The 15,920-nt window shown below is 73.1% G+C and carries 15 protein-coding genes; 4 read left to right on the top strand and 11 right to left on the bottom strand.

Features of this window, described 5'->3' with window-relative positions; genetic code table 11:
- Positions 1-134 precede the first annotated feature (134 nt).
- The 7 genes from pheT to infC all read right to left on the bottom strand — a co-directional run bounded on the left by pheT (position 135) and on the right by infC (position 7,626).
- On the bottom strand, positions 135-2,648 hold the full coding sequence (gene pheT, locus ACFVH0_RS31440; protein WP_385825725.1) for a phenylalanine--tRNA ligase subunit beta: 2,514 nt from the start codon (positions 2,646-2,648) through the stop codon (positions 135-137).
- Positions 2,648-3,775, bottom strand: a complete 1,128-nt coding sequence (gene pheS, locus ACFVH0_RS31435; protein WP_385825723.1) for a phenylalanine--tRNA ligase subunit alpha — start codon at positions 3,773-3,775, stop codon at positions 2,648-2,650. Before pheS ends, pheT begins: the two co-directional genes overlap by 1 nt.
- Positions 3,776-3,920: 145 nt before the next feature.
- Positions 3,921-5,081 (bottom strand): ATP-binding protein, encoded by a 1,161-nt coding sequence (locus ACFVH0_RS31430; protein ID WP_385825721.1) that lies wholly within the window; start codon positions 5,079-5,081, stop codon positions 3,921-3,923.
- Between the two features lie 89 nt (positions 5,082-5,170).
- Positions 5,171-6,001 (bottom strand): TrmH family RNA methyltransferase, encoded by an 831-nt coding sequence (locus ACFVH0_RS31425; protein ID WP_385825719.1) that lies wholly within the window; start codon positions 5,999-6,001, stop codon positions 5,171-5,173.
- 121 nt (positions 6,002-6,122) lie between these two features.
- Positions 6,123-6,506: a 50S ribosomal protein L20 gene (gene rplT, locus ACFVH0_RS31420; protein ID WP_072484442.1), complete on the bottom strand. Its 384-nt coding sequence runs from the start codon at positions 6,504-6,506 to the stop codon at positions 6,123-6,125.
- A 105-nt stretch (positions 6,507-6,611) separates the two neighbouring features.
- Positions 6,612-6,806 carry a 50S ribosomal protein L35 gene (rpmI, locus tag ACFVH0_RS31415; protein WP_072484441.1) on the bottom strand — a complete coding sequence of 65 codons (195 nt, stop codon included), beginning with the start codon at positions 6,804-6,806 and terminating at the stop codon, positions 6,612-6,614.
- Between the two features lie 121 nt (positions 6,807-6,927).
- The gene (infC, locus tag ACFVH0_RS31410; protein ID WP_266421725.1) at positions 6,928-7,626 is read right to left on the bottom strand and encodes a translation initiation factor IF-3; all 699 of its coding nucleotides are present in this window, start codon (positions 7,624-7,626) and stop codon (positions 6,928-6,930) included.
- A 342-nt stretch (positions 7,627-7,968) separates the two neighbouring features.
- Here infC and ACFVH0_RS31405 point away from each other — a divergent pair, with 342 nt between their 5' ends.
- Positions 7,969-8,331 (top strand): DUF1844 domain-containing protein, encoded by a 363-nt coding sequence (locus ACFVH0_RS31405; protein ID WP_385825717.1) that lies wholly within the window; start codon positions 7,969-7,971, stop codon positions 8,329-8,331.
- Between the two features lie 78 nt (positions 8,332-8,409).
- Here ACFVH0_RS31405 and ACFVH0_RS31400 read toward each other — a convergent pair whose 3' ends face one another.
- Positions 8,410-9,138 carry an SseB family protein gene (locus ACFVH0_RS31400; RefSeq protein WP_385825715.1) on the bottom strand — a complete coding sequence of 243 codons (729 nt, stop codon included), beginning with the start codon at positions 9,136-9,138 and terminating at the stop codon, positions 8,410-8,412.
- A gap of 23 nt (positions 9,139-9,161) precedes the next feature.
- Here ACFVH0_RS31400 and ACFVH0_RS31395 point away from each other — a divergent pair, with 23 nt between their 5' ends.
- Entirely contained in the window at positions 9,162-9,959 is a 798-nt protein-coding gene (locus ACFVH0_RS31395; RefSeq protein WP_385825713.1) for a serine hydrolase, read from the top strand.
- A 10-nt stretch (positions 9,960-9,969) separates the two neighbouring features.
- Here ACFVH0_RS31395 and mycP read toward each other — a convergent pair whose 3' ends face one another.
- Complete coding sequence (gene mycP / locus ACFVH0_RS31390) at positions 9,970-11,166, bottom strand: type VII secretion-associated serine protease mycosin (RefSeq protein ID WP_385825711.1); 1,197 nt, start codon at positions 11,164-11,166, stop codon at positions 9,970-9,972.
- Positions 11,163-12,080: a hypothetical protein gene (locus ACFVH0_RS31385; RefSeq protein WP_385825732.1), complete on the bottom strand. Its 918-nt coding sequence runs from the start codon at positions 12,078-12,080 to the stop codon at positions 11,163-11,165. Before ACFVH0_RS31385 ends, mycP begins: the two co-directional genes overlap by 4 nt.
- 631 nt (positions 12,081-12,711) lie before the next feature.
- On the opposite strand from ACFVH0_RS31385, the gene ACFVH0_RS31380 reads away from it, so the two are divergent.
- On the top strand, positions 12,712-13,914 hold the full coding sequence (locus tag ACFVH0_RS31380; protein ID WP_385825709.1) for an amino acid deaminase/aldolase: 1,203 nt from the start codon (positions 12,712-12,714) through the stop codon (positions 13,912-13,914).
- Positions 13,915-13,929: 15 nt separating this feature from the next.
- Here the strand turns inward: ACFVH0_RS31380 and ACFVH0_RS31375 are convergent, their stop codons facing one another.
- Positions 13,930-14,892: a DUF2510 domain-containing protein gene (locus ACFVH0_RS31375; protein WP_385825707.1), complete on the bottom strand. Its 963-nt coding sequence runs from the start codon at positions 14,890-14,892 to the stop codon at positions 13,930-13,932.
- 235 nt (positions 14,893-15,127) lie between these two features.
- On the opposite strand from ACFVH0_RS31375, the gene ACFVH0_RS31370 reads away from it, so the two are divergent.
- Positions 15,128-15,823, top strand: coding sequence for a FadR/GntR family transcriptional regulator (locus ACFVH0_RS31370; protein WP_385825731.1), 696 nt, complete (start codon positions 15,128-15,130; stop codon positions 15,821-15,823).
- Positions 15,824-15,920 lie beyond the last annotated feature (97 nt).

Here is a 15,920-nt window from a genome sequence, read left to right as displayed (position 1 = left end):
GCGGGTTGGTCCGGGCGCGGGGTCCCCCGGGGCCGCGCGGGGGCCCGGGGGCGGCCCCCCCCCCGCGGCGTGCAGGCCCGGTGGGGCGCTCCCGGTCCCGGTATGCGCCCCTCCTCGCCCATTCGTACGGAACGCTACGCGCCCCGCAGCACCGCGCCCGTCCGCTCGGCGGCCAGGGCCACCGCCGCGTCACGCGCGGCCGAAGCCTCGTCCACCGTCAGCGTGCGGTCCGCCGCGCGGAAGCGCAGCGCGTACGCCAGGGACTTGCGGCCCGCACCGATCTGCTCACCGGTGAAGACGTCGAACAGCCGCACCGATTCGAGGAGTTCGCCCGCGCCCTCGCGCAGCGCCCGCTCCACGTCGGCGGCCGGGACGTTCTCCGCGACGATCAGCGCGACGTCCTGGGTCGCCACCGGGAAGGTGGAGATCCGGGGCGCCTGGAGCGCACCGTCGACGGCCTGCTCCAGGACGTCGAGCTCGACCTCCATGGCGCAGGTGCGCTCGGGCAGGTGCAGCTCCTTGACTACCCGCGGGTGCAGCTCACCGGCGTGACCGAACAGGGTCTCCTCGCCGTTCACCGTGACGTACAGCGCGGCGCAGCGGCCCGGGTGCCACGGCGCGTGCCGGTCGCTGCGCACGGTCACCTCGACGCCCGCCTCGTGGGCGATCGTGCGGGCGGCCTCGATGGCGTCCGCCCAGTCGGCCGGGCGGCCCTTGCCCCACCAGCCGGCCTGCTCGCGGGCGCCCGCGAGGACGACCGCGGCGCGGCGCGGCTGACGCGGCAGCGTGGCGTCGAGCCCGGCGATCTCCTCGTCGGTGGGCCGGCGGTCGACGGGCAGCCGTACGGCCTTGGTCTCGTTGCCGGTCGGCCGGAAGACCAGGCCGGTCTCGAAGAGCGCGAGGTCGTGGCTGCCGCGGCCGTCGTTGCGCCGCAGTGCGCCGAGCAGGCCCGGCAGCAGCGTGGTGCGCAGCGCCGGCTCCTCGTCGGAGAGCGGGTTGACGAGCTTGACGGTACGGCGGCGTGCGTCGTCGGCGTCGAACCCGAGCTGGTCGAGGACGGCGTCGCCGATGAACGGGTAGTTCAGCGCCTCGACGTAGCCGGCTCCGGCGAGCGCCCGGCCGACCCTGCGGTACAGCCGCTGGCGGTCGGTGAGCCCGCGGCCGGACGGCGGCGTCGGGAGGGTGGACGGGAGGTTCTCGTAACCCTCCAGCCGGATGACCTCTTCGGCGAGGTCGTTCGGCTCGCCGAGGTCGGGGCGCCAGGACGGCACGGTGACGATCAGCTCGTCCTGCCCGTAGACGTCGCAGCCGACCTCCTGGAGGCGGCGTACGACGGTCTCGCGGCCGTAGTCGACGCCGGCCACCTTGTCGGGGTGGTTCGCGGGCATCGCGATGGTGCGGGGCGCGGACGGCGTGCTGACCTCGGTGACCCCGGCCTCGGCGGTGCCGCCGGCGAGCAGCACCAGCAGGTCGACGGTGCGCTGCGCGGCGGCAGCGGCGGCCTGCGGATCGGATCCGCGCTCGAAGCGCTTGGACGCCTCGGAGGACAGCTTGTGACGGCGCGCGGTCCGGGCGATCGAGATCGCGTCGAAGTGCGCGGCCTCGATGACGACCTCGGTGCTGCGGTGCTCGCCGTCCTGGACGTCCGCGATCTCGGTGTTGGCACCGCCCATGACGCCCGCGAGGCCGATCGGCCCGCGGTTGTCCGTGATGACCAGGTCCTCGGCGTCCAGGACGCGGGCCGTGCCGTCGAGGGTGGTGAGCTTCTCGCCCTGCTGGGCGCGGCGCACCCCGATCGGCCCGTCGATACGGGTGCGGTCGTAGGCGTGCAGCGGCTGGCCGAGCTCCAGCATCACGTAGTTGGTGATGTCGACGGCGAGCGAGATCGGGCGCATCCCGGCCTTCTGCAGCCGACGCTGGAGCCAGATCGGGGAGCGGGCCTCGGGCTGGAGGCCGACGACGGTGCGCGCGGTGAACTTGTCGCAGCCGATCGGGTCGGCGACCTTGACCGGGTAGCCGTACGCGTTCGGCGCGGGCACGTCCAGCAGCGCCGGGTCGCGCAGCGGCAGCCCGTACGCGATGGCGGTCTCGCGGGCGACGCCACGCATGGAGAGGCAGTAGCCCCGGTCCGGCGTGACGGCGATGTCCAGGACCTCGTCGACGAGCTGGAGCAGCTCGATCGCGTCGGTGCCGACCTCGTGCTCCGGCGGCAGCACGATGATGCCGTGCGTGCCGTCGTCGCCCATGCCGAGCTCGTCGGTGGAGCAGATCATGCCGTGCGAGGTCTTGCCGTACGTCTTGCGGGCGGCGATCGCGAAGTCACCGGGCAGCACGGCGCCGGGGAGGACCACGACGACCTTGTCGCCGACGGAGAAGTTACGGGCACCGCAGACGATCTCCTGCGGCTCGCCGGTGCCGTTGGCGCTGCCGACGTCGACCGTGCAGAAGCGGATGGGCTTCTTGAAGCCCTCCAGCTCCTCGATGGTCAGTACCTGTCCGACGACCAGCGGGCCCTTGAGGCCGGCGCCGATCTGCTCGACGGTCTCGACCTCCAGACCCACGGCGACGAGCTTGGCCTGTACGTCACGGCCGGTCTCCGTCGCCGGCAGGTCGACGTACTCCCGCAGCCAGGAAAGCGGGACGCGCATCAGATCTCCATCCCGAACGGCCGGGTGAACCGGACGTCACCCTCGACCATGTCTCGCATGTCTTCTACGTTGTGGCGGAACATCAGCATCCGTTCGATGCCGAACCCGAAGGCGAATCCGCTGTACTTCTGGGGGTCGACGCCGCAGGCGGTGAGCACCTTGGGGTTGACCATGCCGCAGCCGCCGAGCTCGATCCAGCCCTCGCTGCCGCAGGTGCGGCAGGGGCGGTCCGGGTTGCCGACGGACGCGCCGCGGCAGACGTAGCAGACCATGTCCATCTCGGCGGACGGCTCGGTGAACGGGAAGAAGTTCGGCCGCAGCCGGGTCTTCATGTCCGGGCCGAAGAGCGCCTGGACCATGTGGTCGAGGGTGCCCTTGAGGTCGGCCATGGTGAGGCCCTCGTCGACGGCCAGCAGCTCGATCTGGTGGAAGACCGGGGTGTGCGTCGCGTCGAGCTCGTCGGTGCGGTAGACGCGGCCGGGGCAGACGACGTAGACCGGGGGCTCCCGGTCGAGCAGGGAGCGGGCCTGGACCGGCGAGGTGTGGGTGCGCAGCACGACCCCGGACTCGTCGTTCCTGGCGCCGTCGGGGCCCTGGACGAAGAAGGTGTCCTGCATCTGCCGGGCCGGGTGGTCGGGCACGAAGTTCAGGGCGTCGAAGTTGAACCACTCCGCCTCGGCCTCGGGGCCCTCGGCGACCTCGTAGCCCATGGCCACGAAGACGTCCGCGACGCGCTCCATGATGGTCGTCAGCGGGTGGCGGGCGCCGGCCGGGGTGCGGTCGTAGGGCAGCGTGACATCCACCGCCTCCTCGACCAGCACGCGGGCGTCCCGCTCGGCCTCCAGCTCCGCCTGACGGGCGGCGAGGGCCTTGGAGACGGCGCCGCGGGCCTGGCCCACGCGCTTGCCCGCCTCGGCCTTGGCCTGCGGCGGCAGTGCGCCGATCTCGCGGTTGGCGAGCGACAGCGGCGAGGTACCCCCGGTGTGCGCGGTCTTCGCCTGGGCGAGCGCGTCGAGGTCACCGGCGGCGGCGAAGGCGGCGAACGCCTCGTCCCGCATGCGCTCGATCTCTTCCGGTTTCAGTGCCTCGACCTCGACTGGGTCGTACGACTTGTTCGGTGCCGACATCTCTTCCCGTGCTTCCGATTGGCTGATACTGCGCTTACCGGGGAAGACCCCGGACCCCCATGGCCCCGATCGACGACTGGAGGACGCAAAGGTGCCAAAGGTCGAGTCTAAGGGCCACAGGATGTGTGGGAGGCCCGTGGGCCGCTCAGACCAGGTAGGCCGGCGTGCTCACGGGCAGGATAAATCGGAACTCCGCGCCGCCGCCGGGGCCGCGGCCGACCGTGATCGTGCCGCCGTGCGCCTCGACGATGCCCTTGACGATGTAGAGGCCCAGGCCCGTACCGCCGCGCTTGCTTCCCCGCCAGAAGCGGGTGAAGACACGGCCCATCGACTCCTCGGGGATGCCGGGGCCTTCGTCGCTCACGGTGACCGCCGTTCCCTTCTCGTCGCTCGTGGGTGCGGGTGCGACTTCAATGGTGACGGTTCCCTCACCGTGGCGCACCGCGTTTTCCAGCAGGTTGCCGAGCACCTGGTCGACCTTGTCCGGGTCGGCCCAGACCGCGGGCAGCGGCTGACAGGTGCGGACGAGGAAGCGGTCGGGGTCCTGGCCGGTCGCGGTGAGGGCCTGGACGTGCCGTTCGACGGCGGCGGAGAGGTCCACGGGCTGGCGCCGCAGCTCCAGGCGTCCGGAGTCGATCCGGGAGATGTCGAGCAGCTCGGCGATGAGCCGGGTGACGCGGCCGGCGTCGGCGTCGACCGTCTCCAGCATCAGGCGCTTCTGGTCGTCGGTGAACCGCTCCCACTTGGCCAGGAGCGTCGCGGTGAAGCCCTTGACGGAGGTCAGCGGGGAGCGCAGCTCATGGGCGACGGTGGCGATCAGCTCGGCGTGGCTGCGTTCGTTGCGGCGGCGGGCCTCGGTGCCGCGCAGCGAGACCACCACCCGGCGCACCGGCCCGGTCGGGTGCTCGCGCACGTAGCGGGCGGAGACCAGGACCTCCCGGCCACCGGGCAGCAGCAGGTTGCGCTCCGGCTGGCCGACCCTGGTGGCGAGGCCGCCGTAGGGGTCGGTCAGCTCCCACCAGCGGTGGCCCTTGAGGTCCTCCAGCGGCAGTACGTGCTCCAGGGAACGGCCTAAGGCGGCGGCCCGGGGCACCGCGGTGATCCGGGTGGCCGCGGCGTTGAAGCAGATGATCCGGCCGGTCTCGTCGGCGACGGCCAGTCCGTCGGGCAGGTCGTCGGGATCGATCGCCATGTCGAAGACTCCGGGCTCCGGATTCTCGGCCGCGTCGCCCGCCTCGCCGGCGGGTTCGCAGGCACGCACGACGGCCGTATGTGTCTCGCGCGGCCTGCTCATGCCGACAGCCATATCCCGTACCCCACCTCTCGAACCGGTGCAGTGGGCCCCCGAGTTCGCCACCCTACTAGTCGGCGGTGACCCGGCGACACCCTGCGATGTCACCGCGGGCGCTGGGCCCTCGCGGAGGCGTACAGGCATACGGCTGCCGCCGTCGCGAGGTTGAGGCTCTCCGCCTTGCCGTGGATGGGTACCCGCACCACGGCGTCGGCCAGTGCCCGGGTCTCCTCCGGCAGGCCCCAGGCCTCGTTGCCGAACACCCAGGCGGTCGGCCCGCCCATGGTGCCCGCGTCGAGTTCGTCGTCGAGGTCGTCGTCGCCCGCGCCGTCGGCGGCGAGAATCCGTACGCCGGCCGCCCTCAGTCCCTGCACGGCCTGCTCGACCGGGACGCCCACCGCGACCGGCAGGTGGAAGAGCGAACCGACCGAGGCCCGGACCGACTTGGGGTTGTAGAGGTCCACCGACGCGTCGGTGAGCACGACGGCGTCGGCGCCCGCCGCGTCGGCGCAGCGCAGCACCGTCCCGGCGTTCCCGGGGTCGCGTACGTGGGCGAGGACGGCGACGAGTTTCGGCTTCGCCGCGAGGATCGCGTCGAACGGGGAGTCGAGGAAGCGGCAGACGCCGATCAGGCCCTGCGGAGTGACGGTCTGCGACACATCGGCGAGGACCTCGCTGTCGGCGAGATGCACCCGGGCGCCTGCCGCGTGGGCTGCGGCGACGATGTCGGCGTACCGCTCGGCCGCCTCCACGGTGGCGAACAGCTCGATCAGGGTCGGTTCGCCGTCGCTGCCGCGGTGCTCGGCGGCCTCGCGCACGGCCTGCGGCCCCTCGGCGATGAACCTGCGCTCCTTGCCGCGGAAGTTGCGCCTGGCCAGCCGCCGGGCGGCGGCGACGCGCGGCGATCGCGGGGAGATCAGTTCGGGGGTGCCCATGGTCGGCGGCGAGCCTCTCTGCGTACGGAGGTGGCGGACGTACGGAACGTGTCGTGCAACGCACCGGACCCGCAGACGGCGAGCGCCTGCGGGTCCGGAACGGAAGACAGTGCGACCTGGATCAGGCGGCCTTCGGGGCGTTGACGTCGCTCGGGAGGGCCTTCTGGGCAACCTCGACGAGGGCGGCGAACGCGTTGCTGTCGTTGACAGCGAGCTCGGCCAGGATCTTGCGGTCCACCTCGATGTTGGCGGCCTTCAGACCCTGGATGAGGCGGTTGTACGTCATGCCGTTCTGGCGGGCAGCGGCGTTGATGCGCTGGATCCACAGCTGACGGAAGTCGCCCTTGCGCTTCTTGCGGTCGTTGTAGTTGTAGACGAGGGAGTGGGTGACCTGCTCCTTCGCCTTGCGGTACAGGCGGGAGCGCTGGCCGCGGTAGCCGCTGGCCTGCTCGAGGATTGCCCGGCGCTTCTTGTGAGCGTTTACTGCCCGCTTGACGCGTGCCACTTTTTAACTCCTTGTAGCGGGGCCGTGGTTGGACTCACACGGCCCGGAAACGAATTGGTCCCGGTCTCGAATTCGCCGCCCGCGGATCGACCGCGGGCCGCGGACTCACTTGCCGAGAAGCTTCTTGATCTTCTTGGCGTCGGACGGAGCCACTACGACCGTGCCGGTCAGCGAGCGGGTCTTCTTGGACGACTTGTGCTCAAGAAGGTGGCGCTTGCCGGCGCGCTCACGGAGCACCTTGCCGGAGCCGGTGATCTTGAAGCGCTTGCTGGCACCGCTGTGCGTCTTGTTCTTCGGCATCGCGCCGTTCTCTCCTCGTCAGTGGCGCCCCTCGCGGTGCGGGCACCGGGCAGCAGGGGCGTCAGATCTTGGTGGGAATTCCGGGGTGACCCGGGGCCGCCTGGATGGCGGCCCCCTGCGGTCAGGCCTCGGAAGGTGTCTCGGCCGGAGCCTCGGGCTGCGCTTCGGCAGCCTCGTCCGCGGCCTCGGCGTCAGGGGTGGAACCCTGGCGCCCCGCCTTGCGGGCGGCCTGAGCCTCACGGGCCTCGGCCATGGCTTCGGTCTTCTTCTTGTGCGGGCCCAGAACCATGATCATGTTCCGGCCGTCCTGCTTCGGGTTGGACTCGATGAAGCCGAGTTCCTCCACGTCCGAAGCCAGACGCTGGAGCAGTCGGAAGCCCAGCTCGGGGCGGGACTGCTCACGACCACGGAACATGATCGTGATCTTGACCTTGTCGCCCTGCTTGAGGAACCGGACGACGTGACCCTTCTTGGTGTCATAGTCGTGCGGGTCGATCTTCGGCCGGAGCTTCATCTCCTTGATGACCGTGTGCGCCTGGTTCTTGCGCGCCTCACGGGCCTTCATGGCCGACTCGTACTTGAACTTCCCGTAGTCCATGAGCTTGCACACGGGCGGACGGGCGGTCGCCGCCACCTCGACCAGGTCGAGGTCGTACTCCTGTGCGAGTTCCAGGGCCTTGGCAAGCGGAACAATCCCGACCTGCTCGCCGCTGGGACCGACAAGTCGCACCTCGGGAACGCGAATCCGGTCGTTGATGCGGGGCTCGGCGCTGATGGATCCTCCTCGGTAGCACCACGCGGCCGCCTGGCGGACAGCCACGTAACGTCTGTTTCGTGAGACCAACCGCACCAGTGCAATAAAAACGCCCCGGACGGGACACAGGCGGGGCTCCTGGAACAACCGGAACCACCGCGGTCAACCGCGGGGCGCATCGGGCGGTCCCATCGTCCGTACGGAACGATGGCCACCGCCTGACCGGATGACCCGCCGTCCCGGAGGACAGTCAGGTGGGAGATCGGAGCCTCCACTTGTGGGCCGGGCACATAGCTGCCCAGCCGGTCGTTACACAAGGTTAGCAGCTCCCCCGGGCAGGCGCTAACCGGCTCCCGCCCGCCGCTCCCGCGGACGGGGCGGCCCCGCTGTGGGCCTATCGTATGGCCCATGAGTGACGCGACCCCCACCAGTGATTCCCCCGGCTTCGACGACATGACCCGCGACATCGCGGAGGTGCCCGCGGTCGAGGTGATCGTGACGGTCGCGGTCAATCTGATGAGCGCCGCCGCCGTGAAGCTCGGGCTGACCGAGGACGGCGACGAGCACAAGGACCTCGACGAGGCCCGCAAGCTGGTGCACGCGCTGGCCGGTCTGCTGGACGCCAGCGCCACCGAGATCAGCTCCTTCCACGCGGCCCCGCTGCGGGACGGCCTGAAGTCGCTGCAGCTCGCGTTCCGCGAGGCGTCGCTCGTACCGGACGAGCCCGGTCGGGGCCCCGGCGAGAAGTACACCGGCCCCGTCTTCGGCTGAGCCACTCCCCCGTTCCCGCGAATACCGCCGAGTCCCCCCGCCCGCCCGGGCGGGGGGACTCTTCGCGTGTCGGGGCGATCAGCGTGTGAAGAGCGGCTCTCCCGGGGCGGCGGCGTCGGCCGGGAGCAGCGCCAGGTCCAGGCCGCGCACCAGGCGGGCGCGCAGGACCTCGTCCGCCGCCAGCGCATCCGCGACCCGGCGGGCCGCTTCGGCGGGGTCGGCGCCGGGGGCGAGTACCAGGGCGAGGGTGCCGTCGGCACGGCCCGGCCCGAGGTGGGCCCGGAGCACCGCGGGTTCGGCGGCGACCGCGTTCCGTACCGCGGAGGTGACTGCGGGGTCGTCCAGCGGGTCGGCGCTGGTGCGGCCCTCGGCGAGGGCGAGCAGCGCGGAGCCGGTCAGCTCGAACGCGACCGGGCCGGCGAGGTCGAGGACGACCGTGTCCGCCTTCTCGTGCGCGGCGGCCTGCAGCGCCTGGTGCAGGGGTACGGCGACGGGGCGGGCCTGCGGATCCCAGCGGGCCAGTGAGTCGGTCGAGGTGAAGGCGGGCAGGGCCCGGCGGTCCCCGGCCTGGAGGGTGGGGACCGCCATGTCGCTGGTCTTCTCGCGACGCAGTCCGTTCTCGTCCTCCTCCACCTCCCCCAGCACGGCGACGACCGGGACCAGGAGCCGGGCGCCCCTGAGGGCTTCGAGTACCGGGCCGACGGCCTTCCGGTCCTCGGCCCAGGCGGCCAGTGCCGTCGTCAGTGCCGGGTCGGCGGTGCCGTCGTCGTCGGAGTATCCGGGGTCCGGAATGTTCTTCTGCGCCACGGGGCGAGCCTAGTGCCTGGGCCGTGCCGCCCCGCCGACAGGTCCGTATCGTCCGTACCGGCCGCCGGACCGCCCGGGTCACGGCGGCGGAGGGTGAGGAGCCGATGGTGGATCTCGACTCGGCGCTGACGGCGGTGGTGGAGCCTCTGACGGCCGGTGCGGAGGGTGTGCGGGTGTCGGTCGCCGTGCTGGACACCGGCAGCGGGGCGCGGGCGGTCCACGGGGACGGTTCGTTCGACACCGCGAGTGTCGTCAAGGTGGATCTGGTCGCGGCGCTGCTGCTGATCGCCCAGGGCGAGGGGCGCGCGCTCACCGCCGTCGAGCGTGAGCGCGCCGCCGCCATGATCGAGCGGAGCGACAACGCCTCCGCCACCGCGCTGCTGCGGGAGATCGGCGGACCGGCGGCGCTCGACGCGGCCGTCGCGCGCCTGGGCCTGACCGGGACGGCGGCGGCGCATGCCTGGGGGCTGACCCGGACCACGGCGGCGGACCGGCTGACACTGCTGCGGGCGGTGTTCGGCCCGGAGTCGGAGCTGAGCGCGGAGTCCCGTGCGTATCTGCGGGGGCTGATGGAGCGGGTCGAGGCCGGTCAGCGGTGGGGGGTGTCGGCGGCGGGCGACGGCTGGGCCCTGAAGAACGGCTGGATGCCACGGACGACGACCGGGCTGTGGGACATCAACAGCATCGGCCGGGTCCGGGCCGATGGGCGCACGTGTCTGGTGGCGGTGCTCTCGGACGGGCATCCGACGAAGGAGTCGGGGATCGCGCTGGTAGAGGCGGTGGCGAGGGCAGCGGTGGGGGTGCTCGGCGCCGCGCGGTGAGCCGGGACGGTCAGCCCCGTACGGTGGCCGGGCCGCGGCCCCTGTCCCGCCAGAGCACCACGGCCAGGGCCAGCAGCACGGCTCCGAGACCGCCCGCGCCGGCCGCGAGCCAGCCCGCGGGGCTGCTCTCGTGGTGCTCGGGGGTGGGGCCGGCGCCGAAGTAGCGCTTTTGGTAGCCGGTCTCGGTGGATTCGGCGCGCAGACCGGCGGGGCGGAGCGCGGCCCCGGCCTCGATGGCCGCGGCGGGGTCGACGATGCCGTACCCGCGGGCGTCGTCCCGGCCGGACGCCGGGGCGCCGCGGGCCGTGTCCGCGAGGAGCTTCTTGATCTGGGCGGGCGTCAGCCCGGGGTGCGCGGCACGGACCAGTGCGACGGCGCCGGAGACGAACGCGGAGGCGGCGGAGGTGCCCCACTCCACGTAGTACTGCTGGTCGGGTGCGGCGACGACGATGTCGACCCCGGGTGCGCTGACGGTGGCGTACCAGCGGCGGGTGGAGAACGCGGCGTGGGTGCCGTACCGGTCGACGGCGGCGACCGCGATCACGCCGGGGTAGGCGGCGGGGTACGAGATGTGGTCGCCCTTCTCGCCGCCGTTGCCCGCGGAGGCGACGACGACGGCCCCCTTCTTCAGCGCGTACTGGATGGCGGCGTCCTCGCCCGGCTCGGGGTGCGCGGACTTGCTGTCGTCGCCGAGCGAGAGGTTGATGACGTCGGCACCGTGGTCGGCGGCCCAGCGGATGCCGTCGGCGAGGGCCGTGCCGCGTGACTCCCGGGCCTTGGCGCGGGACGGGTCGGAGGCTTCGAGGATCACCCGGACCGGGAGGATCTTCGCCTCGGGCGCGATGCCGAGCACCCCGTCATCGCGCCCGGCTCCATGGCCGTGTCCCGCGATGATGCCTGCCATCGCGGTGCCGTGGCGGGCCCAGGAGCGGTCGCCCCGGCGGGCACCGAAGCCGATCATGTCCTTGCCGGGCAGCACTTGGCCGGTCAGGTCGGGCAGGTTGCCGTCGACCCCGGTGTCGACGACGGCGACGGTGATCCCCCGGCCCTTGGTGGTCCGCCATGCCTGGTCGGTGTGGAGCGCCTGGAGGCCCCACTGCTGGTCCCGGATGGCGTCGGCCCTGGCCGGTGCCGCGGGCAGCAGCGCGAACGCGGTGGCGGCGCAGACCGCGCCGAGGGCCCGGTGGCGGCGGGTGCGGCGGCTCATTCCGGCTTCTCCGTGAGGTCGGTGACGGTCCTGCGCAGACCGCGCTCGATCCGGTCGGCGATGCCCTTGGCCTCGTGTCCGAGCCCTGCCTGGGCGGCGGCCGTCGTGGCGTTCGCGGCCATGGCCCGGTCGGCCGGCTGCGGGTCGGTGACGGTGCGCCCGTCGGCGAAGCCGGACACGGCGAACACGACGACGGGCACGTCGGTCAGTACGTGGACGGTCCAGCCGGCGCGCTGCCGGTCGCCGAATCCGGCGGCGGCCGTGCCCTCGACGGGGTAGGTGCGGGGCATCAGGTCGGTGCGCCGGCCGAGGTGCTGGCGGGTGAAGCGGGTGCTCAGCGCCTTCATCGCCGCCTCGTCGCCCTCGGTGAAGATCACCCCGACCGTGGTGACGCTGCTGGCGGTGGCGTCGGTGTAGGTGGCACGGAGCATGCGGGCGCAGCCGACCGGGCCGAGGGTCCGGGCCAGCAGCGGGTCCAGGCCGTCCCGGCAGCCGCTGTCCGGGGCGACGGCGATCCGGGTCCAGACCCGGTCGGCGCCGCCGGGGCCCGCTCCGTCACCGGTCAGGGTGCGGGGGAAGAAGGTGTCCACGGGGACGCTGTGCCAGGCGGAGCGGCCCACGGTGTAGGTGCTGTGGGCGGCGGCGTCGGCCGAGGAGTCGCTGGTGAGCCAGGCGCCGGTGGCCGCGCCGCCGATCAGTCCGAGCCCGAGCACGACACAGGCCGCGGCGGCCGCGGTCCTGGCGGGGTGCCGGGTACGGATCGGGCGCAGCCGGGTGGTGGTCTCGGCGGGCGTCTCGGGACGGGGCGGGAGGTACGGCCGGGGCTGCGGCTGCGGCTGCTGGTAGGCGTGCGGGAAGACGGGGGCCGGTCCGGCAGGCGGCGGGGCGGCTCCGGGGCGCGGGGTGAGGTCCACGGCGCCGACGGGCCGCCGACGGGTCACGGCCGGCGGCTGCTCGGGGCGCGGCGGAGCTGCGGCGGGCGCGGTGGTGACGGGCGGAGAGGGAGGCGCGGCCGTGGTAGTGACCGGCGGAGAGGGGGGCGCGGGCGCAGTGGTGACCGGCGGAGCTGCGGCGGGCGCGGGCGCGTCGGGGGTGGGCGGAGCGGTGGGGGCCGGCGCGTCGGTGGCCGGCACGTCGGGGGTGGGGGCCGGGGGCACCGGCCGCAGCCGGGCCGTGGTCTCCACGGGCGGGACGGCCGCCGCGGGCGGTGTTGTGCTCCGGCTCGCCGGAACGGGTGCGCCTTCCGGAGTCGCGGAAGCAACTGCCGGGTCGTGCACCGGAGGTGACGGAAGCGCCGGGGACGTTGCCGGCGGGGTCGTGGGGCGGGGCGGGACAGGAGCGCGCTGCGCCTCGGTACTCATCCGCCCCCCTGGTCCCGTTCCGTACCGTGCGCGGATCGACGTAACAGGCAGGCCCGTTGGTTGCCGCGTGCCGTCACTCTACGGGGTGGGAAGGCCCCGGTGGGAGCGGGCGGCACCCCGTCCCGGACGATCTGCCCAGATCATCCCCCTACCCAGCGGTACGGACGTCTGGCAAGCTGCGGCCATGACTGCCCGTGCCGCTGACCGGACCCGTTACAACCGGGCCACCGCCCATCTGGACGCCCCGATAGCCGTCGTCGATCTCGACGCGTTCGACGCCAATGCCGATGACCTCGTCCGCCGGGCGGCCGGGAAGCCGATCCGGGTGGCGAGCAAGTCGGTGCGCTGCCGGGCCCTGCTGGAGCGGGTGCTCGCCCGGCCCGGTTTCGCCGGGATCATGTCGTTCACGCTGGCGGAGTCGCTGTGGCTGGCGCGGGCCGGGTTCGAGGACGTACTGCTGGCCTATCCGACGGCCGACCGGGCCGCCCTCGCCGAGCTGGCCGCCGATCCGAAGCTGGCCGCCGCGGTGACGGTGATGGTCGACGACCACGCTCAGCTGGAGCTGATCGACGCGGCGCGGGCGGGTGGCGGCGAGGAGATCCGGGTCTGCCTGGAGCTGGACACCTCGCTCCAGCTGTTCGGCGGCCGGGTCAGGGTCGGCGCCCTGCGCTCCCCGCTCCGCTCCCCAGCCCAACTGGCCGAGCTGGCACGCTCGGTGGCGCGGCGGCCGGGATTCCGGCTGGTGGGCCTGATGGCGTACGAGGGTCATATCGCCGGGGTCGGGGATTTTGTCGTGGGCAAGCCGTTGCGCTCCCGGGCGGTCCGGCTGATGCAGGCCGCCGGCCGCCGGGAACTGGCCGTCCGGCGGGCCGAAGTGGTGCGTGCGGTACGGGCGGTGGCGCCGGACCTGGAGTTCGTGAACGGCGGCGGCACGGGCAGTGTGCAGCACACGGCGGCCGAGCGCGCGGTGACCGAGATCGCGGCCGGGTCGGGGCTCTACGTACCGAGGCTGTTCGACAACTACACGTCGTTCACGGCCCGTCCGGCGGCGCTGTTCGCCCATCCGGTGGTGCGCCGGCCCGGTGTGGGGGTGGTGACGGTTCTCGGTGGCGGCTATCCGGCGTCCGGCCCGGCGGGCCCCGACCGGCTGCCCGTCCCGTATCTGCCGGAGGGGCTGCGTTACGACCCGCAGGAGGGGCCCGGCGAGGTGCAGACCCCGCTGCTCGGCGCCCCGGCCGACGATCTGCTGATCGGTGACAAGGTGTGGTTCCGGCACGCGAAGGCCGGGGAACTGTGCGAGCGTTTCGACGAGTTGCAGCTGATCGAGGGCGACCGGGTGACCGCGACGGCGCCGACGTACCGGGGCGAGGGCCGTACGTTCCTCTGAGCCGGGCGGCCCGTGTCAGGGCGCGATCGAGCTGCCCGCCCCGCCGCTCGTCGCGCTGTCGCCGATCGGCCGGATCGCCTTGGTGATGGTGTCCATGAGCGAGAGCGGCGGTCCGTCGGGGCCCGCGTCGAAGGCGTAGCGCACGATGATCAGCGACTCGCCGCCGACCGTGGACGGGAAGACGAGCGACTGCACGTATCCGCCGGGCCCCTTGCCCGTCGCGACCCGCCAGCGCACCTGGTAGCCGGCCCGCCCGGCGACGCTCACGGACGCGGAGTCGAGCACCTTGTGGGACAGGATGCCGCCGTGGATCCGCTCGCCGACGATGTTCTTCTCGTAGGCGCCGTCGGCGGCGGTGGCGATGTCGTGCTTGGCGAGTTCCTCCGCCGAGGTGATGTCGGTGGCGCTCGCGGTGCGGCTGGTGACCGTGCCGTGGTAGCAGAAGTCGGAGGAACTGCCGGGGCAGGCGTAGGAGTTGACGGTGCGCATGGTGAGCACCGGTTCGACGGTCCGGTCGGGCTTCTCCCAGCCGTCGGGGATCGGCAGGGTGATGCCGTTGAGCTGGTCGACGAGGACCTCCGGGTCGTCCTCGGCCGGTGAGCGGGTGGGCGACGGGGTGTCCGTCACGGTGGTGGTGGGCGTCACGGAGCCGCCCGGTCCGGCCTCGGGCCGTCCGCCGTCGTCGTCCCTGCCGAGCAGGACGGCTCCGGTGACGGCGGCGCCGACGACGATCAGCCCGGCCACGGCGAGCGCGACGATCCGGGTGGCGCCCCGGCCGGCAGCGCCGGCGCCCGATGCGGTGGCGACCGGCCCGGCACGGAAGTCCCGGGGAGCGGTGACGACCGGTTCCGGCGGGCCGAACACCTGGGGCGCGGCGGCCGGACGGGTGTGCGCGGTCCACGCGGTGCCGTCCCACCAGCGGTCGGTGCCCGGTGCCGCGGCGTCCGGATACCAGCCGGGTGGTGTCGCGTTGCTCATCCCCACACTCTAGGGTTCGGCCACCGGCACCGGCCCGCCGATTGTCCGACTGTCCGATTCATCCGGCGGGCGGTGACCGGTACGTCCGGGGACGCCCCGCATCGGGCCGGACGGAGGACTTAAGGTGAGCTTAAGGTGTGATGCTCAACCATTGATGGCCGGCCATGGACGGTCGGCCGTCGGCCTGGAAGGGGAACGGGGCGTGGCCGGGGAAAGCGAGTTCATCGACCGCCTGATGCCCGTACTGCGGCCCGTCCGGGCGGGGAACGGCTTCGAGGAGGCGCTGGAGCAGATCCTCCAGGTGATCAGGCTCGGGCTGGTGCCGGGCGGCGGGCGGCTGCCGGCCGAGCGCGATCTCGCCGAGCTGCTGGGGATCAGCCGGGTCACCCTGCGCGAGGTGCTGAAGGTCCTCCAGGACCAGGGCCTGGTGGAGAGCAGGCGCGGCCGGTACGGCGGCACGTTCGTGCTGCGGCGCACCGGCAGCCCCGGCGAGGACGAACTGCGCCGGAGGATCGCCTCCGTCGACATCGAGGACGTGCTGCGCTTCCGCGAGGTGCTGGAGGCCGGGGCGGCCGAGCTGTGTGCCGCGCGGGGGCTCGACGACGAGGGCGCGGGCCGGTTGCGTACGGCCCTGGCGGCGACTCACGAGGCACCTCTGCAGGACTACCGCAGGCGCGACACCCTGCTCCATCTGACCCTGGCCGAGCTCTCCGGGTCCGCGTCGCTGACCACGCAGTACGCGGCCGTCCGGGCCACGCTGAACGACCTGCTGGACTGCATACCGCTGCTGGTGCGCAACCTTGAGCATTCCCAGCACCAGCACACCAGCCTCGTCGAGGCGGTCCTCGACGGGGACGGGGAGGCCGCGCGCGCGGTCATGCGCGAGCACTGCGCGGGTACGGCCGCGCTGTTGCGCGGGTTCCTGACCTGATTCCCGGCCGCCGCGGTGCGGTGCCCGGGAGGGACGCAAAGGTCTCGTCCCTCACCATTGCCCGCGGCTGTCCCGGGCACCGTCCGCGGGCGCCGTC

Origin of the sequence: Streptomyces sp. NPDC127117 (assembly GCF_042677325.1) — a bacterium.
Taxonomy (GTDB): Bacteria; Actinomycetota; Actinomycetes; order Streptomycetales; family Streptomycetaceae; genus Streptomyces.
This window is presented reverse-complemented; position numbering and strand designations above follow the sequence as displayed.

Bases quoted from the DNA above. Each gene is read 5' to 3' on its own strand.
- pheT (WP_385825725.1), bottom strand. From the start codon at position 2,648: ATGCGCGTCCCGCTTTCCTGGCTGCGGGAGTACGTCGACCTGCCGGCG.
- pheS (WP_385825723.1), bottom strand. From the start codon at position 3,775: ATGTCGGCACCGAACAAGTCGTACGACCCAGTCGAGGTCGAGGCACTG.
- ACFVH0_RS31430 (WP_385825721.1), bottom strand. From the start codon at position 5,081: ATGGCTGTCGGCATGAGCAGGCCGCGCGAGACACATACGGCCGTCGTG.
- ACFVH0_RS31425 (WP_385825719.1), bottom strand. From the start codon at position 6,001: ATGGGCACCCCCGAACTGATCTCCCCGCGATCGCCGCGCGTCGCCGCC.
- rpmI (WP_072484441.1), bottom strand. From the start codon at position 6,806: ATGCCGAAGAACAAGACGCACAGCGGTGCCAGCAAGCGCTTCAAGATC.
- ACFVH0_RS31405 (WP_385825717.1), top strand. From the start codon at position 7,969: ATGAGTGACGCGACCCCCACCAGTGATTCCCCCGGCTTCGACGACATG.
- mycP (WP_385825711.1), bottom strand. From the start codon at position 11,166: ATGAGCCGCCGCACCCGCCGCCACCGGGCCCTCGGCGCGGTCTGCGCC.
- ACFVH0_RS31380 (WP_385825709.1), top strand. From the start codon at position 12,712: ATGACTGCCCGTGCCGCTGACCGGACCCGTTACAACCGGGCCACCGCC.
- ACFVH0_RS31375 (WP_385825707.1), bottom strand. From the start codon at position 14,892: ATGAGCAACGCGACACCACCCGGCTGGTATCCGGACGCCGCGGCACCG.
- ACFVH0_RS31370 (WP_385825731.1), top strand. From the start codon at position 15,128: ATGCCCGTACTGCGGCCCGTCCGGGCGGGGAACGGCTTCGAGGAGGCG.